Source organism: Microvirga rosea, assembly GCF_020595095.1.
Classification (GTDB): domain Bacteria; phylum Pseudomonadota; class Alphaproteobacteria; order Rhizobiales; family Beijerinckiaceae; genus Microvirga; species Microvirga rosea.
The window spans coordinates 128,427-148,077 of sequence record NZ_JAJDOP010000003.1; the positions used below are offsets into that span (position 1 = coordinate 128,427).

The 19,651-nt window shown below is 63.5% G+C and carries 16 protein-coding genes; 6 read left to right on the forward strand and 10 right to left on the reverse strand.

The window, feature by feature from the left end:
* Nucleotides 1-326 precede the first annotated feature (326 nt).
* Nucleotides 327-4,007 (reverse strand): vitamin B12-dependent ribonucleotide reductase, encoded by a 3,681-nt coding sequence (locus LJD17_RS08640; RefSeq protein WP_227383778.1) that lies wholly within the window; start codon nt 4,005-4,007, stop codon nt 327-329.
* 907 nt (nt 4,008-4,914) lie between these two features.
* On the opposite strand from LJD17_RS08640, the gene LJD17_RS08645 reads away from it, so the two are divergent.
* The 3 genes from LJD17_RS08645 to LJD17_RS08655 all read left to right on the forward strand — a co-directional run bounded on the left by LJD17_RS08645 (nt 4,915) and on the right by LJD17_RS08655 (nt 7,348).
* Nucleotides 4,915-6,495 carry a calcium-binding protein gene (locus LJD17_RS08645; protein ID WP_227383779.1) on the forward strand — a complete coding sequence of 527 codons (1,581 nt, stop codon included), beginning with the start codon at nt 4,915-4,917 and terminating at the stop codon, nt 6,493-6,495.
* A gap of 177 nt (nt 6,496-6,672) precedes the next feature.
* Entirely contained in the window at nt 6,673-7,086 is a 414-nt protein-coding gene (locus LJD17_RS08650) for an NADH:ubiquinone oxidoreductase subunit NDUFA12 (protein ID WP_227383780.1), read from the forward strand.
* A 28-nt stretch (nt 7,087-7,114) separates the two neighbouring features.
* Nucleotides 7,115-7,348 carry a hypothetical protein gene (locus LJD17_RS08655; RefSeq protein ID WP_227383781.1) on the forward strand — a complete coding sequence of 78 codons (234 nt, stop codon included), beginning with the start codon at nt 7,115-7,117 and terminating at the stop codon, nt 7,346-7,348.
* 25 nt (nt 7,349-7,373) lie between these two features.
* On the opposite strand, the gene LJD17_RS08660 is transcribed toward LJD17_RS08655, so the two are convergent.
* Nucleotides 7,374-8,153 (reverse strand): aldo/keto reductase, encoded by a 780-nt coding sequence (locus LJD17_RS08660; RefSeq protein ID WP_227383782.1) that lies wholly within the window; start codon nt 8,151-8,153, stop codon nt 7,374-7,376.
* 27 nt (nt 8,154-8,180) lie between these two features.
* A complete protein-coding gene (locus LJD17_RS08665) occupies nt 8,181-8,792 on the reverse strand; it encodes a hypothetical protein (protein WP_227384283.1) in 612 nt (203 codons plus the stop codon).
* A 176-nt stretch (nt 8,793-8,968) separates the two neighbouring features.
* Between LJD17_RS08665 and LJD17_RS08670 the strand changes: the two genes are divergently transcribed.
* Nucleotides 8,969-9,592: a DUF2155 domain-containing protein gene (locus LJD17_RS08670; RefSeq protein WP_227383783.1), complete on the forward strand. Its 624-nt coding sequence runs from the start codon at nt 8,969-8,971 to the stop codon at nt 9,590-9,592.
* A gap of 10 nt (nt 9,593-9,602) precedes the next feature.
* Here LJD17_RS08670 and aat read toward each other — a convergent pair whose 3' ends face one another.
* The 6 genes from aat to LJD17_RS08700 form a co-directional block, all read right to left on the reverse strand.
* Nucleotides 9,603-10,286, reverse strand: a complete 684-nt coding sequence (gene aat / locus LJD17_RS08675) for a leucyl/phenylalanyl-tRNA--protein transferase (RefSeq protein WP_227383784.1) — start codon at nt 10,284-10,286, stop codon at nt 9,603-9,605.
* 136 nt (nt 10,287-10,422) lie between these two features.
* On the reverse strand, nt 10,423-11,031 hold the full coding sequence (locus LJD17_RS08680; RefSeq protein ID WP_227383785.1) for a class I SAM-dependent methyltransferase: 609 nt from the start codon (nt 11,029-11,031) through the stop codon (nt 10,423-10,425).
* Nucleotides 11,032-11,097: 66 nt separating this feature from the next.
* The gene (gene accC, locus LJD17_RS08685) at nt 11,098-12,462 is read right to left on the reverse strand and encodes an acetyl-CoA carboxylase biotin carboxylase subunit (protein ID WP_227383786.1); all 1,365 of its coding nucleotides are present in this window, start codon (nt 12,460-12,462) and stop codon (nt 11,098-11,100) included.
* A 5-nt stretch (nt 12,463-12,467) separates the two neighbouring features.
* Nucleotides 12,468-12,941, reverse strand: coding sequence for an acetyl-CoA carboxylase biotin carboxyl carrier protein (gene accB / locus LJD17_RS08690; protein ID WP_227383787.1), 474 nt, complete (start codon nt 12,939-12,941; stop codon nt 12,468-12,470).
* Nucleotides 12,942-12,968: 27 nt separating this feature from the next.
* On the reverse strand, nt 12,969-13,436 hold the full coding sequence (gene aroQ / locus LJD17_RS08695) for a type II 3-dehydroquinate dehydratase (RefSeq protein ID WP_227383788.1): 468 nt from the start codon (nt 13,434-13,436) through the stop codon (nt 12,969-12,971).
* A 145-nt stretch (nt 13,437-13,581) separates the two neighbouring features.
* Nucleotides 13,582-14,358, reverse strand: coding sequence for a DsbA family protein (locus LJD17_RS08700; RefSeq protein WP_227384284.1), 777 nt, complete (start codon nt 14,356-14,358; stop codon nt 13,582-13,584).
* 215 nt (nt 14,359-14,573) lie between these two features.
* Between LJD17_RS08700 and LJD17_RS08705 the strand changes: the two genes are divergently transcribed.
* On the forward strand, nt 14,574-15,764 hold the full coding sequence (locus LJD17_RS08705) for a pyridoxal phosphate-dependent aminotransferase (RefSeq protein ID WP_227383789.1): 1,191 nt from the start codon (nt 14,574-14,576) through the stop codon (nt 15,762-15,764).
* A 73-nt stretch (nt 15,765-15,837) separates the two neighbouring features.
* The gene (locus tag LJD17_RS08710) at nt 15,838-16,692 is read left to right on the forward strand and encodes an alpha/beta fold hydrolase (RefSeq protein ID WP_227383790.1); all 855 of its coding nucleotides are present in this window, start codon (nt 15,838-15,840) and stop codon (nt 16,690-16,692) included.
* Nucleotides 16,693-16,759: 67 nt separating this feature from the next.
* Here the strand turns inward: LJD17_RS08710 and LJD17_RS08715 are convergent, their stop codons facing one another.
* Entirely contained in the window at nt 16,760-19,447 is a 2,688-nt protein-coding gene (locus LJD17_RS08715) for a ribonuclease E/G (protein ID WP_227383791.1), read from the reverse strand.
* Nucleotides 19,448-19,651: the final 204 nt, after the last annotated feature.

The window sequence follows — 19,651 nt, forward strand, 5'->3', positions numbered from 1 at the left end:
AGACTCAACATATTAATGCTAGGCACCAAGCTAGGCACATTCGGCCGTGTCAAAAGAGTTCGGGGCTTATCCGCCAGTGAGCAACTGGCCAACTTCATCCTTCCGGGTTCAAAAGCACTTTTAGCGGTGTTTCTGTGAGGGTAAAGACTCACAGTTTATTGCATAATTTGTAGCGTGCCTAAGCCAGTGATGCTGCTGATTTGGGGGGAATGAAAATGGCCGCCTATTCGGCGGCCATTTTGATATTAGGGATATGAATTCTACGACAGTGTCGGGATATCCCGGAACTTATATTATCCGTACCGCCACGAGCACACTCGGAACAATCACGAGCACCCCGTCGTGCTTCCGCACGTGTCACACTTCAAACACGTCCCGTTCCGCACGAGCGTAAAATTCGCGCATTCGGGGCAGGCTTCGCCCACGTAGCCCTTCATCTTCGCTTCCGCGCGGCGGTCGGCAATGGAGGGGGCGGCGAAGCCGAGTTTGGCGAGGTCGGCTTCGCCCACCTTGTCCTCGGGTGTCGCGGCGGGCTCTTCCTTGAGTGCTGTCGCGCCCATGGTGAGGCCCGTGGTGCCCGTGCGCTGGCCTGCTCCGCCCGGAATGAGCATGAGCCGGTCGACGGTGCCGCGGGTGAAGCCGCGGGACACGACGGCCGTGGCGGGCGCGGGCTCCGGCGCCTTCGACTGGGCTTCGCCCGAGCCGATGGTGGTGGGGCCGGCTTCCGACGGATCGACGTGGGCGAGATCGTTGCGTCCGAGATAGGAGATGGCGAGTTCGCGGAACACGTAGTCGAGGATCGAGGTCGAGCTCTTGATGCGCTCGTTGCCCTGCACGAAGCCTGCCGGCTCGAAGCGCGTGAAGGTGAAGGCCTCCACGTATTCCTCCAGCGGCACGCCGTATTGCAGGCCGAGCGAGATCGCGATGGCGAAGTTGTTCATCATCGCCCGGAAGGCCGCGCCTTCCTTGTGCATGTCGATGAAGATCTCGCCGAGACGGCCGTCGTCGTATTCGCCAGTACGCAGATACACCTTGTGGCCACCGACGACGGCCTTCTGGGTGTAGCCCTTGCGGCGGTCGGGCATCTTCTCGCGGTCGTGGATCTTCACGACGCGCTCGACGATCTTCTCCACGATCTTCTCGGAGAGGTTCGCGGCCTTCGCGGCGGCGGGGAGGGCGGTGAGCGCCTCGGCGGCGTCCTCCGCATCCTCGTCCTCATCGGCGATGAGGGCGGCGTTGAGGGGCTGCGAGAGCTTGGAGCCGTCGCGGTAGAGAGCGTTCGCCTTCAGCGCCAGCTTCCACGAGAGCATGTAGGCGCTCTTGCAATCCTCGACCGTCGCGTCGTTCGGCATGTTGATGGTCTTGGAGATCGCCCCCGAGATGAAGGGCTGCGCCGCCGCCATCATGCGGATGTGGCTGTCCACCGAGAGATAGCGCTTGCCGATCTTGCCGCAGGGATTGGCGCAATCGAACACCGGGTAATGCTCGGTCTTCAGGTGCGGCGCGCCTTCGAGGGTCATGGCGCCGCAGATGTGGATGTTCGCGGCCTCGATGTCGGCCTTCGAATAGCCTAGGAACTGGAGCAGGTCGAAGGACGGATCGGTGAGCTTTTCCGCCGGCACTTTCAGCGTGCCGGTGAGGAAGTCCTCGCCCAGCGTCCAGCGGTTGAACACGAACTTGATGTCGAAGGCCGACTTCAGGCCCTTCTCCACCGCGTCGATCTTGTCCTGCGGGAAGCCCTTCGCGGACAGCGAGCCCGGGTTGATGGCGGGCGCCTGCTTCATCGAGCCATGGCCGACCGCGTAGGCCTCGATCTCGGCGATCTCGGATTCGCGGTAACCGAGGGCGCGCAGGGCGTCCGGCACGGCGCGGTTGATGATCTTGAAATAGCCGCCGCCGGCGAGCTTCTTGAACTTCACCAGGGCGAAGTCGGGCTCGATGCCGGTGGTGTCGCAATCCATCACGAGGCCGATGGTGCCCGTCGGCGCGATCACGGTGGACTGCGCGTTGCGGTAGCCGTTCTTCTCGCCGAGTTCGAGGGCCTGGTCCCAGGCGCGCTTGGCGTGGGCGATCAGGTTCTGATCCGGGCAGGAGGCGGCATCGAGCGGCACGGGATTGACGGACAGGCCCTCATAGCCTTCCGCGAGGCCGTGCGCGGCGCGGCGGTGGTTGCGGATGACGCGCAGCATGTGCTTCGCGTTGGCCTTGTAGTTCGGGAACGGCCCGAGCTCGCCCGCCATCTCGGCGGAGGTCGCATAGGACACGCCGGTCATGATCGCGGTGATCGCGCCGCCGAGCGCCCGGCCCGCGTCGCTGTCGTAAGGCAGGCCCATGGTCATGAGCAGGCCGCCGATATTGGCATAGCCGAGGCCGAGGGTGCGGTACTCGTACGAGAGCTGCGCGATTTCCTTGGACGGGAACTGCGCCATCGTCACCGAGATTTCGAGCACCACCGTCCAGAGGCGGCAGGCATGCTCGAAGGCGTCCGCGTCGAAGGCCTTGGTGGCGCGGTCATAGAACTGGAGCAGGTTGGCGGAGGCGAGATTGCACGCCGTGTCGTCCAGGAACATGTATTCCGAGCACGGGTTCGACGCCCGAATCCGGCCACCGGCGGGGCTGGTGTGCCAGTCGTTCATGGTGGTGTTGAAGTGCAGGCCCGGATCGGCCGAGGCCCAGGCCGCATAGCCGATCTGCTCCCACAGGTCGCGGGCCTTGAGGGTCTTCACCGGCTTGCCGTCCTTGCGGGCGGTGAGGTGCCAGTCCGCATCGTTCTCCACCGCGCGCAGGAAGTCGTCGGTGAGCGAGACCGAGTTGTTGGAATTCTGGCCGGACACCGTCAGATAGGCTTCCGAGTCCCAGTCCGTGTCGTAGATCGGGAAGTCGATATCCGTGTAGCCCTGCCGCGCGAACTGGATCACGCGCTTGATGTAGTTGTCCGGGATCTGCACCCGGCGGGCCATCTTGATCTCTTTCTTCAGGGCCGGGTTCTTTTCCGGATCGAAGCAGGCATCGCCCTCGGCCTCGCAGTTCACGCAGGCCTTGAGGATCGCCTTCAGGTGCTTGGCGGCGAGCTTGGAACCGGTGACGAGGGCGGCGACCTTCTGCTCCTCCTTCACCTTCCAGTCGATGTAGGCCTCGATGTCCGGGTGATCCACGTCCACCACCACCATCTTGGCGGCGCGGCGGGTGGTGCCGCCGGACTTGATCGCGCCGGCGGCCCGGTCGCCGATCTTGAGGAAGGACATCAGGCCCGAGGAGCGGCCGCCGCCGGAGAGCTTCTCGCCCTCGCCGCGCAGGCGGGAGAAGTTGGAGCCCGTGCCCGAGCCGTACTTGAACAGGCGCGCCTCGCGGACCCACAGGTCCATGATGCCGCCTTCGTTCACCAGATCGTCCTCGACGCTCTGGATGAAGCAGGCATGGGGCTGCGGATGCTCATAGGCCGACTTGGACTTGGTCAGCTTGCCGGTCTTGTAATCCACGTAGAAGTGGCCCTGGCTCGGCCCGTCGATGCCGTAGGCCCAGTGAAGGCCGGTGTTGAACCATTGCGGGGAGTTCGGCGCCACCATCTGGTTGGCGAGCATGAAGCGCAGCTCGTCGAAGAAGGTCCGGGCGTCCTCCTCGGAGGAGAAATAGCCGCCCTTCCAGCCCCAGTAGGTCCAGCAGCCCGCAAGGCGGTCGAACACCTGCTTGGAGGAAATCTCGGAGCCGTAGCGCTGGTCCTCCGGCAGCTCGGCGAGGGCCGTCTCGTCGGCCACGGAACGCCACAGCCAGGACGGGACGTCGTTTTCCTCGACCTTTTTCAGCCGCGCCGGAACGCCGGCCTTGCGGAAATACTTCTGCGCCAGGACGTCGGACGCCACCTGGCTCCAGGTCTCCGGCACCTCGATGTTCTCAAGCTTGAAGACAACCGATCCGTCCGGATTGCGAATCTCGCTCGTGGCGAGCCGGAAGGCGAGGGAGGAATAGGGCGATTGCCCGGTTTGCGTGTAACGCCGCTCGATCCGCATCGGTCTTGATCCTTCATGTCGGAGACAAAACGTCCCCGGGCTGCGAAACGCATCCGCAGCGCTTAGCCCCACATAATTTTTTGACGCCCCCACGGTCCGTTGTTCGAACCGCCACTCTGCACGCCCGAGTCACGCCTCCTTTGGACACCATCGGCCGCGCGGCATGGATCTGCCACGTGGCTCTGACGCTGAACTCTTGGGAGATTCAACCGCCCTTCTCAGGTCGGTCGCCGGTCTCGATCGGCACTTCCGCAAGCTAGTCGCCTCGTGAGCCTTACGTCAAGAACTTGTAGCGAGTTCCTGAGTTCCAACTATATATAGTGGGCAAATGTTAAAAATGTGGAAAACTGGCTAAGCCTCGGAGAATCCTTTCAGAATCCGGAAGGGCTTTTTTTCCCGGCCAAGTTTGGCCGGCTCGATAGTTGCGTATTTGTTTGGCTCGATGGGGGCGAATGTTGTGCCGGCGCATCAGTCGGCAGTGGGGCGATTGAAGTCCCATAAAGTGCCTCGAACGGCCAAAATCCCACAGATCCGGGAGAATTCCTTTAAGGGTGGTTCAAACGAATCGGAGCGCTGATTCTGTTAGGTGGAGCTTTGGGCAAACGCGCGCTGCACAATTAACGTTAAGGCAGGGGGCAAAGCTCTGCTGAAGTCATGTCCGATGCGCCAATGTTAGCTATGGATTCAGGTTGCGACCGTTCGCCGTAGCGCTCACCAGCCACCATGGCAAACCCCGTAAAGCGCACAGTCCTGTTCACGCCCATCAGCTGCAGAATGGGCGCTAGAATGTGCGAGGGGGCACGTTCGTGCCTGTATTGCAACGTTATATCTCAAAAGTCGGCAGCGATTAAAAACACGTATCAACACTCGCGCTGACGAAACAGTCTGTCTCTAACAAGGGGAAAACATGACTTTCTCAATCCAACAAGCGTTTGAATCGTTCTTCAACAACAGCGGTGGCGGCGGCGTTTGGTACGGCGGCACCGCTATCAGCTCCGGGCCAGTTTCCAACGCCTCCGGAGGGGCATCCAATGATGCTTCATCCTCCGGATCTACAGGAGAAATACTTGAGCCTCAGGATGCAAATCCAGAATATAACTACAGTTTTGATCCAATCTACAGGAGTTTGCAGGATATCGATGCCGATTTCCCGCTAACGAATTTCTGGGAATCTACGAGGCCGTACGAATTGTACTATCACGACGGCAGCCACGTTAGAGACTACCTCAATGCCGAAATGGATGAGCTGGAGGATGCTCGTAATAGCGGCAACGATGGCGTTGAAAAGGGAGTGCTATTTGCCAGCCTCGATAACCAAGCAGCGATCGCCGTCACTGTCACGTTCGGTACACAGCGTGACGATCAGCTTTCAGGTGGCGGTATCCTGTCCGGTGAAGACGGAAATGATGTTCTGATCGGTCTTGAAGGGGACGACATTCTCAGGGGGGGCGACGGAAATGACACCCTGAGGGGGAATGGTGGTGCCGACTTGATTGTCGGAGGACAAGGCAACGACCTCCTTGAAGGAGGATCGGGCAACGACGATCTTCAAGGTGGCATCGGCGACGATACACTGCGCGGCCTAGATGGCGACGATAAGCTGCAAGGTGACGACGGCAATGACTGGATCGCGGGCGAAAGCGGCCATGACGTGATCAACGGCGGCGAGGGCAACGACATCGTCGGTGGCCAGGACGGCAACGACACCATCTCCGGCGGCGCGGGCGACGATCAGGTCTGGGGTGGAACCGGCAATGACGACCTCTCCGGCGGCTACGGCAACGATGCCATGTACGGCGAGGGCGGCGATGATCTGATGCACGGCCACGAAGGCAGCGACCAGTTGCGTGGCGGCGAGGGCAACGATCAGGTCTTCGGCGATGCGGGCGACGATTGGGTGGCTGGTGAAGCCGGCAACGACCGGGTCGAGGGCGGCGACGGCAACGATACGGTCGGTGGCCAGGACGGCAACGACAGTGTCTCGGGCGGAGCCGGCAATGACCAGGTCTGGGGCGGCACCGGTGACGACGTGCTCTCGGGCGGCGACGGCGACGACTGGCTGGCGGGCGAGGCTGGCCACGACCAGGTCAGAGGCGGCGCTGGCAACGACGTCGTGGGTGGCCAGGACGGCAATGACCTCGTCAACGGTGGCCAGGGTAACGACGAGCTCTGGGGTGGCACGGGCATGGACAGGTTCGTGTTCGACACCGTCCTCGGATCCGGCAACGTGGACCAGATTAAGGACTTTGCGTCCGAGGACGTGATCGTGCTGGACCACAACGTGTTCACGGCGCTGTCGCAGGGGCTTGGCGGCGTGGGCCTGAAGTTTGGCACGGTGGCGACAAGCGCCGGTCAGCACATCCTGTATGATCAGGGCACGGGAGCTCTGTCATACGACTCGGACGGTTCGGGGTCGCAGGCGGCGGTTCAGTTCGCCACGCTGACGCCCGGCACGCAGATCAGCGCTTACCAGTTCCTGGTGATCTGACCACAAAAGCAAGGGTGCGGCAGGACAATCCTGCCGCACCCACCCGCATCCATGAGGGCAGGCATGGGACGGAGCCGCCCTTTGCGTTCTTCTTCCCGATGGGCCATTGAAGGCTGGACTTCGCGCGGGCGGGAAGCCATATTCCGCCCAACTTTACGGACCCCTTCGGCGGTAGCGATGAAACAGTTTTTGACGGAATTCTTCACCTGGTGGAACGGGACGACCTTCGGCACCCGCTTCTACACGTGGCGCTTCGGCCAGTTCGTCGGTGAGGACGAGTTCGGCAACAAGTACTACCGTTACACCCAGAGCCAGGCGATCGATTCGAACGTCGGGGCGGAACGCCGCTGGGTCTCCTATAACGGCTACGCCGATGCCTCGCGGGTGCCTCCGGGCTGGCGCGCCTGGCTTTGCCACAACGGGGACGTGCCTCCCAGCGAGGAGACCTACAAGCCGCGGGAGTGGGAAAAGCCGTATGTTCCGAACATGACCGGAACCGCCATGGCTTATCGCCCGCAGGGCTCCATGCTAGCCACGGGCAAGCGCCCGTCCGCAACCGGCGATTACGTTCCTTGGACTCCGGGAGAGTAAGGGCTCAGGCAGCCCCTATCGCCGTGCCATGCTGAACAGCAAGAGACCCAAAGCCTGCGTCGAATGCGGTCTGCCCTTCGGGCATTCCGATTTCACGTACCATGCCGGCCGGGTCGAGAAGGGCCCGGCTTACTGGTCGGACCAGGGAATCCTCTGCTCCCATGCCTGCTCCACGGCGCATTTCCTGCGCCGGGAAAAGCAGGGCAACCCTATGACGGAGCCGGCACCGAACCCATTCGAAAAACGGTCGATCTTCGACTGAAGAGCTCTCGGCTCGCAGGTTCGGTTCAAGACGTACGATGACGGAACGCCGCGACGTTCTGCTCGAGATGCGCGGTACGCCCGGTGCCGCTCAGCACGATTGCATCAGGCAACGCATCTTCGATGAAGCGGAAGGCGGTGCGAGCGGCTTCCTCGAACGATTGCCCTAGGATCAAGCCACCCATAGCGAAAGGCCGGTTGACCACCGCCGTGCACCGTCTCGCCTGAAGAGCCGCCAGAAGCGGCGACATCCCGGTATTCTGCATGTTGAACGGAAATTGCAGGCTCTGGTAAAATCCGCTCTCGATGGCCAGCAAGCCCGACTCCACGTCGCTGACACTGGCGCCGAAAACCGTCACGCCGCAGCTTTTCGCATAATCCATCGCGGCGATGACATCGGGATGGGCCACGACATCTTTCGTCGCCTTGTGAATTTGAAGCACGTCGATGGAGCCGAGCAGAGCCAAGCTGCGGTCGATGCTGCGGATCAGGGCATCCCGGCCGTGATCGACGAAACTCGTTCCAGCGTCGTGGTCCCAGTGCTCGCCGGCTTTCGTCATGATAGCGAGCCCGTCCCTCGATGACCGTGGAAGCTGCGCGAGAAAGCGGCCCAGCCGTGCCTCGCTGGCCGCATAGGCCGGCGCGGTATCGAAAATGGCGATGCCGAGGTCCACGGCCCGGGACAGCAGCTCCTGCGCCTCGTCCTCGGTCGGCGGCGCGCTTTGCCCCACGCCCCAGATACGTCCGAGCGAGACCAGCCCGAGACCGAGCTTGAGACCGGGCGCGCTCAGCGGTGTCGTCGCCATGAGGAATATACCTTATCTGAGAGAAGCTTACTTCGGATGAAAATAGGATTGGCGCCTGAGCGTCCCTTCGGAAAACAAGCCGAAGGCTTGGATCACCGATCCCTGCGGAACATCGACATTACGGGCGACGCCCGAGCCCTTGAGAACGCCCCCGCGCTCGTCAGGGTCAGGGTCGCGATAGGTCGCGCCAGCGCCGAGACGACAGTTCTGGCAGCGAATCGGCCCGAGAATCTGGCCGCCACGACCGATGTCGTTGCCCCCCGAAAGTGAGCCGCCTCCCAGAAGGCGGGCGCCGTCGCCGACGGTTATGAGGCTTCCGGCTTCGGCCTTGAGCGTGAAGCCGCCTTCCTCCCCGATCTCCGCCTGTGCCCCGATGGCGATCCGCCCATCGACGGCGACCACCCGGGTTCCCGGAAAGAGAATCGTTCCCGCTCCGATCTCGATCGTTGCCCGGCCCACGGCCTGGAGGATCGTGCCGGGCCATAGGACCACGCCGCTTTCGAGGATCGTGCCCGGGGAAACGAGGACCGATGCGGGATCGGGCATCCGCACGTCTTCCCCGAACTGAGCCAGCATCTCGCTCAGGGTCAGGAAACCCATGGATCGACGTGAGGAATCGAGGGCGGCGATAACGTCCATGCTCAAGGATGACCCTCAGATGGGTTTCGGTATAACTTAATCGGGTGTCTCCACACCGCCAAGCTTTCCTTGCCCTTTTTCCATCATGGTTCACGTGTTATCGCGTTGCCGGAACCAAAGGCGGCCAGGCTTGGCCGACAGGATATGCCAGGATCACGCTGGCGCGGGCAGGTTATATGACTTCTGGTTGGACACGAGCGGCCCTGGTGCTCGCATCACTCGTCGGCGGCATCGGCGCGGCGCATGCGGACAGAATCAAGAACCCGACGGGAGTGTTCTCGGGACTCGACAAGATCACGGGGCGAATCGTTTCGTTCGAGGTCGCCGTCGGAGAAACGGTTCAGTTCGGCGCTCTGCAAATGAAGGCGGATGTCTGCTTCACCAAGCCGCCGACCGAAAACCCCAACACCACGTCGTTCGTCGAAGTCAGCGAGACAGGTGTGGACGGGAAGTCCCGCCGGGTCTTCTCCGGGTGGCTGTTCGCGGGAAGCCCCGGTCTCCACGGCATCGAGCATCCCGTCTACGATATCTGGCTCGTCGACTGCAAAGGCGGCACCGAGGTGGTTCCCGAGCCGAAGGATGTAGCGGAAGAGCCGCCACCCCTTGAGGCCGATCCGCGACGCCCTGTGGATGCATCCCGTCCCGGCGACATCATGAGCCCGCCCGGCGCGCCCGCGCCCGTCCAGGCGGCTCCGGCGCCGCCTCCGGCCGGTGTCGCTCCCGCGCCGCGCCAGCAGCCCGTCCGTCGGGGACCGGTGTCTCCGCCCTTGGTCGGCAACGACCGCTCGAACGATCGCTAGAGGAATCGTCTCAGGGCTTCGTCGGATCCGTCAGCGCCGCGAGAACTTCCTCGCCGCTGACGACCGTGCCCGCGGGCCAGACATTCCATTCCGCGTCGAGGTCCATGGCGGTGCGCAGCATCTGCTTATAGGCCCGCCTCGGAACCTCGATGGCGCCGAACTGCGCCAGATGGGGCGTGACGAACTGCGTATCGAGCAGGGTGAAGCCCCCGCGCTTGAGACGGGCGACCAGATGAGCAAGCGCCACCTTCGAGGCGTCGCGCTCCCGGTGGAACATGCTCTCGCCGAAGAACGCGCTGCGCAGGCGGACGCCGTAGAGCCCCCCGACCAGACGGCCGTCGTGATAGACTTCGACCGTATGGCAGTGACCCGTCTCGAAGAGTTCGCCATAAAGCTCGCGGATCCGGCGGCTGATCCAGGTTTTTTCGCGGTCCGGCCCCGGTGCGGCGCAGCCGGCGATCACCGCGTCGAAATCCTGGTCGACCCGGACTTCGAATTGGTCGGAGCGGATCGTCCGGGCCAGGCGCTTCCCCACATGAAATCCATCCAGGGGAATAATTCCCCGCTCCCGTGGCTCGACCCAGAAGAGAGAGGGATCGTCCGCATCCTCCGCCATGGGAAAGATGCCGGCCGCATAAGCTCTCAGAAGGATCTCCGGCGTGATTTCGAAGGCGCGATCGGAAGCCCTGCTCATGAGTGGGAACCTGCTGACGGTATCATTTCCAGAGAATAGAGCGGCAACCGAGCCTTGTCAGGCTGGAAAGGCAACACTTGGGCCCCAGGCCGAGTTGCATGCGTGAAACTCAATGCGGATTTGGTCCTGGGTCGGCTCAAGACCGCGCGGGTGTCAGGAAAGTCTGTGCCAGCTCGCGGATCTCAGCCTCGGTCCTGCGTCCCTTCACGGCCAGTCCCCAGAGGTCGTGGTGTTCGGGGCGGCGGAACCCGGCGAAACCCGCGAAACCGGCTCTCATGAAGGCATTTCGCAGGGAAGGCAGCGTGTAGCCCGTGTGATGGGCCATATAGAGGTTCCCCTGCTTGAGGGACGGCCGGAAGCCAAAAAGCACGTCGAGGGGCGTGATGGGCCCTGATGGGCTCTGATACAGGGGACTTTCGATATCGCCCGTCGCCAGCCTCTCCCCAAGGCTCTGAAGGTCGGGGCAGGTCACGATGGCGATGCCGGCGTCCCCGAGAACCCTGTGAAACGCGCTGAAGGCGAGGGGGACCTCGTGGGGATAGAGATGCTCGATGTTATGGGAGGAATAGACCGCATCGAAGCTGCCGTCTGCGACGGTGGCCAGTTCCGGGAGCTTGTCGACGATGTCGGGTTTGACGCTCTCGTCGATGTCGAGGGTCACTTCATGCCAGTCGGCCGAGGCGAAAGGCTGAACGGTTTGAGCCTTGCGCTTCATGCCGCAGCCGACGTGAAGAAATCGCCGCATGTCTTTCATCCTCCGTCGCCGGCGGTCTCGCCATCGACGGAGGATTAAAGTTGTCGCAACGATATATCAAGCCTGATCGGCGTTCTCCAACCCGCCGGTCTTGAGGAAGTTCTCAAGCCAGTGGATGTCGTACTGCCCGTTCTGAATCTCCGGATTGCGCACCAGGGTCCGGAAAAGGGGCAGGGTCGTGTCCACGCCGTCCACCACGAACTCGTCGAGGGCGCGGCGGAGGCGCATCAGGCACTCGTTGCGGGTGCGGCCATGGACGATCAGCTTGCCGACCAGGGAATCGTAGTGCGGCGGAATGCGGTAGCCCTGATAGGCTGCCGAATCCACGCGCACCCCAAGACCGCCCGGGGGATGGAAGTAACTGATCGTTCCCGGCGAAGGGCGGAAGGTCGAGTGATGCTCGGCATTCACCCGGCACTCGATCGCGTGCCCTTCGATCTTGATGTCTTCCTGCTTCACCGAAAGCGGAGCGCCCGCGGCCACGCGGATCTGCTCGTTGACGAGATCGATCCCGGTGATCATCTCGGTCACCGGATGCTCCACCTGGATACGAGTGTTCATCTCGATGAAGTAGAACTCGCCGTCCTCGTAGAGGAACTCGATCGTGCCGGCGCCGGCATATTGCAGCTCCTGCATGGCCTTCGCGACCACGCCGCCGATCCGCTCGCGCATTTCCACGTTGAGGGCGGGCGAGGGGCCCTCCTCCCAGACCTTCTGGTGGCGCCGCTGCAGGGAGCAGTCGCGCTCGCCCAGGTGGATGGCGTTGCCCTTCCCGTCACCGAGAACCTGGATTTCGATGTGGCGCGGCTTCTCGAGATATTTCTCGATATAGACCGCATCGTCGCCGAAGGCAGCCTTGGCCTCGGTCTTGGCGGTCTGCAGCGCATGGACGAGGTCGCCCTCGTTCCGCGCGACCTTCATGCCGCGTCCGCCGCCGCCGGCAGCGGCCTTGATGATCACCGGATATCCGATGTCCTTGGCGACGCGCTTGGCCTCGTCCTCGTCCGAAATGCCGCCCTCAGAGCCCGGGACGCAAGGGATGCCGAGGCGCTTTGCCGTGCGCTTGGCCTCGATCTTGTCGCCCATGATCCGGATATGCTCCGCCTTCGGGCCGATGAAGGCGATGCGGTGATGCTCGAGAACCTCGGCGAAGCGGGCGTTCTCGGAGAGAAAGCCGTAGCCGGGATGAATGGCATCCGCGCCGGTGATCTCGCAGGCTGCGATCAGCGCCGGAATGTTGAGATAGCTGTCACGGGCGGCGGGAGGGCCGATGCAGACGCTCTCGTCCGCCAGGCGGACATGCATGGCGTCCGCGTCGGCCGTCGAATGGACAGCCACGGTGGCGATGCCGAGCTCCTTCGCCGCACGCAGGATGCGCAGGGCGATCTCGCCGCGGTTGGCGATGAGGATCTTGTCGAACATCGGCGTTACTCGATCACCAGCAGCGGCTCGCCGTATTCCACGGGCGTTCCATCCTCGACCATGATGGCCGTGATGGTGCCTGCCCGCGGAGCGGTGATTTCATTGAAGGTCTTCATGGCCTCGACCAGCAGGACCTTATCGCCCGCCTGCACCTTCGAGCCGACCTCGACGAACGGCTTCGCGTCCGGGGAGGGGCGGCGATAGGCGGTGCCGACCATGGGAGACAGAACCGCGCCCGGATGGGCCGCGAGCGACTTCGCACCGGACGCGGCGTCCGACACGAGGGGCGGAGGAGCGATGACGGGCGCCGGAGCGGCGGCCGGGGCCGCGACCGGAACGGTCACCGCTGCGGTCACCGTGCGGGCGACCCGGATGCGAAGGTCTCCCTTCTCCACTTCGATCTCCGTGAGATCCGTGTCGGCGATCAGGGACGCCAGCTCACGTACGAGATCGGGATCGAAAGGGTTATCCTTGGCCATGGGGCTCACCTCTTATTCTTGAGGAATTCAATGGGTGGAGGGCTTGGCTTCCTGCGCCCGCTCGACCATGACGCGGTGGATCGCCTCAAGTCCGAGCAGGTAGCTCATCGGGCCGAAACCGCAGATCACGCCCACGGAGACCGGGGCGATGAGCGAGTGATGGCGAAAGCTTTCGCGGGCATGCACGTTCGACAGATGGATCTCGACCGTCGGAGCCGCGCTTCCGGCGATGGCATCCCTGAGGGCGATCGAGGTATGGGTATAGGCGCCGGCATTGATGACGACGCCGGCCCCTTGCGCTCCTGCTTCCTGAATCCAATCAACCAGATGTCCTTCGTGGTTGGACTGGCGGAAAGTGATCCCGACGCCCAGGCTTCCGGCTTTTTCGCGAACGAGCCGTTCGACGTCCGCCAGGGTCATTCTGCCGTAGACATCGGGCTCCCGGCGGCCAAGCAGGTTGAGGTTGGGTCCGTTGAGGACATGGACGTTGATCATGGGGCGCGGAGCGTTCCAGAAAGCTCCGGTACGTGGAGCCGAAACGCCCTCTTAGCCAAAAGGCAAAGCCGGGGAAAGGGGAAAACCAACCCTTTCCAAAGGTCAGCGTGGCCGCTTGGGCGGAGAAGGCGCTGAAAAAGCCCTCTCAGCAGCTGGCTTTTCCGCATTGGCGGACATTGCCGACCACCTGCTTCAGCGGCTCGAGCCCGACGGCCCCCGGGACGACCACGTCCCCGATGATGAAGGCGGGCGTTCCGGTCAGGCCGAGCTTGTCGCCGAGCGCGGCATTCTCCTGGAGGGCCGTGCGGATATCGGCGCCGCCCATGTCCTTCTGGAGCCGGGCCACGTCGACGCCCATGTCCTTCGCGAGGGCGATGGCGCGCTCGCCGTTGACCCGTCCGCGCGTGCCGAGAAGCTTGGTGTGGTAGTCGAACAGCTTTTCGCCGTGGAGCTGGTTCTTGACCGCGAGGCTCACGCGGCTGGCTTCAACCGAATCCGGGCCCAGAACGGGGAAATCCTTGAGCACGACCCGGAGCTTGGGGTCGCTCTTGACGAGAGTCTGAAGGTCGCCGAGCGCCTGCTTGCAGTAGCCGCAGTTGTAGTCGAAGAACTCCACGAGGGTCACGTCGCCCGACGGATTGCCGACCACCATGGAGTGCGGCGCGTTGAGCAGGGGCTCCCGCGTTTCCTTAAGGGCGCTGGCCTGCGCCACCCGCTGGGTTTCGGCTTGGCGCTTCTCGAGTTCCGCGATCACCTCCTGAAGGACCTCCGGGTTCTTGAGGAGGTAATCCCGGACGATTTCGCCGATCGCCTGACGCTGCTGGTCGGAGAATTCCGACTTCTGAGCCATGGCGGGCGCGCCGAGCAGAAGGGCGCCGGCGATCAGCGCGGCCTGGCAGGATCTGAAAAACGGGAAGCGCATGTGCCGTCCTTTGCGGAACTCTCTCGGTGTCGAGCGATGGGTGCTCGGATCAACCGATAAAATGACAACGGGGTCCATCGGGACGATCTTCCGGTCGCCGAAGGCCCATTCTATTGTCGCGAGAGTTACGGTTTTGCCACCAAGGCGTCAATTCACGCCTTCGTTGATCCGGATGGCCTTGAGACCCGACGGTCGAGGCGATACGAAGCCGACCCATGACAAAGAGCTTGCCCCCTCTGCCGCAGCCGCTGATCGCCCGCCGTATGGAGCGCGTGGCCTCGTTTCTCGCCATGGACGTCCTGAGCGCCGCCGCCGCCAAGGAAAGGCGAGGGGAGAGCGTGATCCATATGGAGGTCGGCCAGCCCTCCGCCCCGGCTCCCCGGGCCGCCCGTGAGGCCGCCAAGGCTGCCCTGGAGCATGGGCGCATCGGCTACACCGAAGCTCTCGGCGTCGCTCCCTTGCGCGAGCGGATCGCCAGGCATTACCGGGATGCCTATGGGGTGAGCATCGCGCCGGAGCGGGTGATCGTCACCACCGGATCCTCGGCCGGGTTCGTGCTGGCCTTCCTGAGTCTCTTCGACCCGGGTCAGAGAATCGCCATCACCGCTCCGGGCTATCCGGCCTATCGGAACATCCTCGAAGCCCTCGATCTGCAGCCGGTCGTTATCCCGCTCACGAAGGCGGACGGCTGGATCATGACGGCGCAGGCCGTCGAGCGCGCCCATGCCGAGAAGCCGCTCCACGGCATTCTGGCCATGAGCCCGGCCAATCCTTCCGGGACCATGATCGGCCGTGAGGCCCTGCGGCAGCTCGGCGAGACCTGCCGCAGGCTCGGTCTCTGGTTCGTATCCGATGAGATCTATCACGGATTGACTTACGGCGAGGCCGCGACGACGGCGTTGGAGAGCGACGACGACGCCATCGTCATCAACTCCTTCTCCAAATATTATTGCATGACCGGCTGGCGCATCGGCTGGATCGTCGTGCCGGAGCGTTTGGTCCGCCCCATCGAGCGGCTGGCCCAGAATCTCTATATCTCGCCGCCTTATCTGTCCCAGGTCGCCGCCCTCGCGGCTTTCGATGCCGCCGATGAGCTGGAGGCCGTGAAGGCGGGTTATGCCCGCAACCGCGCCATGCTCCTGCAGGAGCTCCCAGGCCTCGGCATCACCGAGATGCACCCGGTGGACGGCGCCTTCTACATCTATGCCGACATCGCCCGGTTCACGAACGACTCCATCGGCTTTTCCAAGCGCATGCTGGAAGAGGCGGGCGTTGCAGCGACACCGGGCCTGGATTTCGATTCCGCCGAGGGAGCGCATTACCTGCGCTTTTCCTTTGCCGGATCGGAGCAGGATTGCCGGGAGGCCATTCAGCGGCTCAGGCCTTGGATGAGCCGGGCGAGGTAAGCCTCCGGCATCGGGACTGAAGGGGGACGTCCCCCGCTCCCGGACGATCAACGATCAAATCACGGATGAAGACATGAATCTCCAGAGCGCAGCACGTTCGGGGCCCGCACCCCTGCAGCAGACGATCGGCCAGGACCGGTTCCCTTATGTCGACATGGGCAATGGCGTGCCGGTGGTTTTCCTGCACGGAGCTTTGGCCGATTGGCGAATTTGGGCGGAGCATTGCCGTCTTCTGTCGAAGCGGTTCCGGTGCATCTCCTTCACGCAGCGCTACTTCGGCGAAACGGCATGGCGTGAGGATGGGCCTCGTTTCGGCGTTTCCACCCACGCGGAAGACCTGATTGCCTTTGTGGAGGCCCTCGGGATCGGGCCCGTCAACCTGGTGGCATGGTCCTATGCCGGGCATGTGGCCCTCCATGCGGCGACTCAACGTCCGGAACTCTTCAGCCGCATCCTGGCCTATGAGCCGGGCGTGCGCACCCTGCCTCTGGGACCCGACGAGGCGGCCCTCGTCGGGCAGGATGCGCAGGCGGCGTTCGGGCCGATTTTCGCGGCGGTCGGCGAGGGGCGGCTGGAGGACGCCGTTCGGCTTCTGATCGACGCGTCTGGCGGGGCCGGGCATTTCGATGCCGAGCCTGCGGACAGCCGGCGCATCAAGCTGGAGAACCTTCACACGATGCCGCTGCTTCTGAGCCAGGAGGAGCCTCCGGCCATGAGCTGCGAGGACCTGAAGCGCCTGCCCGTGCCGGTTTCCGTCGCCTGGGGAGAAAAAACACGGCCGCTTTTCAAGTTTCCGTCCGAAGCGGTGGCACGCTGCGTTGCCCATGGAGCCCATCGCGAAGTCCCTGGCGTCGGCCATCTCTGGCCGGATGAGGATCCTCCGGGATTTTCCGCCTTCGTCGAGTCTTGGCTCGATGAGAAACCTTGACCGTCAGCTTTATGGGCGGATCTTGCGCATAAAAAGAAATCCCCGGCTGAACCGGGGATTTTTTGTCTCAGTGGCCGCTCAGGACCGATTTTGCCTTTGACCACCAGCCGGCGCGCTTCGGGCGATCCGGATCGGGTGGGGTGAGCACGACCGCCACGGGCTCGGGCTCCGGAGCCGCCGGAACCGGTGCGGGCTCCTCCGGTGCCGGGGTTACGATGTGAGACCGCGCCTCGTCCCGCGCCTCTTCCCGAACGGCGGGTGTCTCGGCTGCGGTGTCCGCCGCCGCTACAGGAGCTTCCGCTGAGGCGCCGTCGGAGTCCGCCGGGCTTTCCTGTGGCGCCACGAAGCCTTCCTCCATGGCGAACTCGACGGTCTCATCCCGCCCACGTCCACGGCCGCCGCGACGGCCACGGCGGCGACGGCGACCGCCGCGCTCGTCCCCATGGCCTTCATCGGAAGCGTCGGCGGAAACGGCCTCGCCTGTCTCGGAAGCAGATTCCTCGTTCTCGTCGCCTTCGCTCTCCGTGTCGGACGCCGAGAGGTCGGCGCCTTCCCCGCCTTCGGCGTGGTGTTCGGTCCGCGCACCATCCCGGTCGCGGCCCCGACGACGGCGACGGCGACGGCGGCGGCGGCCATTGCCTTCGCCTTCCTCCGACCGCTCCTCGCTGCCCGAGGCCTCTTCTGCCTCATCCTCATCCTCGACGGAGCTCTCGGATTCGATCTCGATCTCGATCTCGTCCTCCGCCTCATCGGCAGGCATGATCGCGTCGATCTGAATGCCGGTCGCGGCGGACTTCTGCTCGATCCGCAGGGCGGGTTCGCCCCGGTCGATCGCATAGGTCGTCGTGCCCATCAGGCTCTCGTCGGCGACGATCGTGATGGCGACGCCGAAGCGGTTTTCCAGCTCACGCAGGTGAATGCGCTTCTGATTCAGAATGTAGAAGGCCGCTTCCATCCGCGTGCGGACGATCAGGTTGAAGCCCGCATTCTTGATGAGCGTCTCCTCGATGGAGCGCAGCACGTGGAGTGCGACCGACGGAGTCGAGCGCACGAAGCCGGTTCCGGCGCAGTGCGCGCACGGGACCGAAGAGGATTCGAGCACGCCCGTACGGATGCGCTGGCGCGACATCTCCAGCAATCCGAAGGGCGAGATGCGCCCGACCTGGATCCGCGCACGATCGTTCTTGAGGCATTCGTTGAGCTTCTTCTCGACCGCGCGGTTGTTCCGCTTCTCTTCCATGTCGATGAAGTCGATCACCACAAGGCCGGCGAGGTCGCGCAGGCGGAGCTGCCGGGCGATTTCCTCGGCGGCCTCCAGGTTGGTGCGCAGCGCCGTGTCCTCGATATTGTGCTCGCGGGTCGAACGCCCCGAGTTCACGTCGATGGAAACAAGCGCTTCGGTCGGGTTGATGACCAGGTAGCCGCCGGATTTCAGAGTGACGTGATTCGAGAACATGGCATCGAGCTGAGCTTCGACGCCGTGTTTTGCAAAGAGCGGCTGCGGCTCCCTGTATGGTTTGACGATCTTCGCATGGCTCGGCATGAGCATGCGCATGAAGTCCTTGGCTTCGCGATAGCCGTCGTCGCCGGAAACCAGGATGTCGTCGATATCCTTGTTGTAGAGATCGCGGATCGCGCGCTTGATCAGCGAGCCTTCCTCGTACACCAGGGCAGGGGCCGAGGAGGTCAAGGTCAGCTCGCGGACGCTCTCCCACAAGCGCATGAGATATTCATAATCGCGCTTGATCTCGGGCTTGGTCCGGGATGCGCCGGCGGTGCGCAGGATGATGCCCATTCCTTCCGGAACCGACAGGTCCTGGGCGATCTCCTTGAGGCGCTTGCGATCGGCCGCATTGGTGATCTTGCGGGAAATGCCGCCGCCCCGGCCGGTGTTCGGCATCAGAACCGAATAACGGCCCGCCAGCGACAGATAGGTGGTCAGCGCGGCGCCCTTGTTGCCGCGCTCTTCCTTGACGACCTGAACCAGCAGGATCTGCCGGCGCTTGATGACCTCTTGGATCTTGTACTGCTTGCGGGGCGTGCGGGGACGCTGAGGAACGTCCTCCATGGCATCGCCGCCGCCGAGCTGCTCGACGGAATCCTCGTGGTCCTCATGGTCCTCGTGGTCCTCATGGTCCTCGTCGTCCTCATGAGACTCTCCGGCCTCTTCCGAGTCCGCTTCCTGGTCGCCGGACGACCGGCTCTCATCCGGGGCGGCATCCTCGGATGCGCCTTCCGCCGCTTCCAGGGACTGCTCCGTTTCGGAGGCGTGGCCTTCCCCCGTCTCGGAGGCCTGCATCACCGGCCCTTCGGCCTCATCGGAACCTTCGGCTCCCTCGCCATCTGCTCCAGCCTCGCCGGCGGCTTCGACCTCCGAGGAGGCGACGGCTTCGTCCGGGCGGGACCGCTTGGGGGATGAACGGCGGCGATGGCGGCGGCGCTCTTCCTCGAGTTCTTCCTCCCGTTGGGCTTCCGCTTCCGCCTCCAAGAGGGCGATGCGATCCGCAACGGGGATCTGGTAGTAATCGGGATGAATTTCACTGAAGGCCAGGAAACCGTGGCGGTTTCCGCCGTATTCGACGAATGCTGCTTGAAGGGAGGGTTCGACCCTCGTCACCTTCGCGAGGTAGATATTCCCTCGCAGCTGCTTCCGGTTGGCGGATTCAAAGTCGAACTCTTCGACTTTTTGACCACGCACCACCACAACCCGTGTTTCTTCCGGGTGGGAGGCATCGATAAGCATCTTGTTTGCCATGTTGAACTCTCGACATGGCGACCGAGGGCAGAGCCTGAGGCATGAGCCGCGCTGAGGGCGGGTGACCGCGCCGCCTTGAGGAGCGGCGGGCTGAAATTGCGTTCGGATTGCGTTCGGTCGCCATCGTGCGCCTCATCCGGGCGCATCTTGGGTTAAACCGGGCCGACGCCATGCTGACTTGGGCGAAGCATGGGGCGCGAAACA

What these genes read in the sequence shown, in the direction of transcription:
- LJD17_RS08640 (WP_227383778.1), bottom strand. Translation starts at nt 4,007, where the DNA reads ATGCGGATCGAGCGGCGTTACACGCAAACCGGGCAATCGCCCTATTCC.
- LJD17_RS08645 (WP_227383779.1), top strand. Translation starts at nt 4,915, where the DNA reads ATGACTTTCTCAATCCAACAAGCGTTTGAATCGTTCTTCAACAACAGC.
- LJD17_RS08650 (WP_227383780.1), top strand. Translation starts at nt 6,673, where the DNA reads ATGAAACAGTTTTTGACGGAATTCTTCACCTGGTGGAACGGGACGACC.
- LJD17_RS08655 (WP_227383781.1), top strand. Translation starts at nt 7,115, where the DNA reads ATGCTGAACAGCAAGAGACCCAAAGCCTGCGTCGAATGCGGTCTGCCC.
- LJD17_RS08660 (WP_227383782.1), bottom strand. Translation starts at nt 8,153, where the DNA reads ATGGCGACGACACCGCTGAGCGCGCCCGGTCTCAAGCTCGGTCTCGGG.
- LJD17_RS08665 (WP_227384283.1), bottom strand. Translation starts at nt 8,792, where the DNA reads ATGGACGTTATCGCCGCCCTCGATTCCTCACGTCGATCCATGGGTTTC.
- LJD17_RS08670 (WP_227383783.1), top strand. Translation starts at nt 8,969, where the DNA reads ATGACTTCTGGTTGGACACGAGCGGCCCTGGTGCTCGCATCACTCGTC.
- aat (WP_227383784.1), bottom strand. Translation starts at nt 10,286, where the DNA reads ATGAGCAGGGCTTCCGATCGCGCCTTCGAAATCACGCCGGAGATCCTT.
- LJD17_RS08680 (WP_227383785.1), bottom strand. Translation starts at nt 11,031, where the DNA reads ATGCGGCGATTTCTTCACGTCGGCTGCGGCATGAAGCGCAAGGCTCAA.
- accC (WP_227383786.1), bottom strand. Translation starts at nt 12,462, where the DNA reads ATGTTCGACAAGATCCTCATCGCCAACCGCGGCGAGATCGCCCTGCGC.
- accB (WP_227383787.1), bottom strand. Translation starts at nt 12,941, where the DNA reads ATGGCCAAGGATAACCCTTTCGATCCCGATCTCGTACGTGAGCTGGCG.
- aroQ (WP_227383788.1), bottom strand. Translation starts at nt 13,436, where the DNA reads ATGATCAACGTCCATGTCCTCAACGGACCCAACCTCAACCTGCTTGGC.
- LJD17_RS08700 (WP_227384284.1), bottom strand. Translation starts at nt 14,358, where the DNA reads ATGCGCTTCCCGTTTTTCAGATCCTGCCAGGCCGCGCTGATCGCCGGC.
- LJD17_RS08705 (WP_227383789.1), top strand. Translation starts at nt 14,574, where the DNA reads ATGACAAAGAGCTTGCCCCCTCTGCCGCAGCCGCTGATCGCCCGCCGT.
- LJD17_RS08710 (WP_227383790.1), top strand. Translation starts at nt 15,838, where the DNA reads ATGAATCTCCAGAGCGCAGCACGTTCGGGGCCCGCACCCCTGCAGCAG.
- LJD17_RS08715 (WP_227383791.1), bottom strand. Translation starts at nt 19,447, where the DNA reads ATGGCAAACAAGATGCTTATCGATGCCTCCCACCCGGAAGAAACACGG.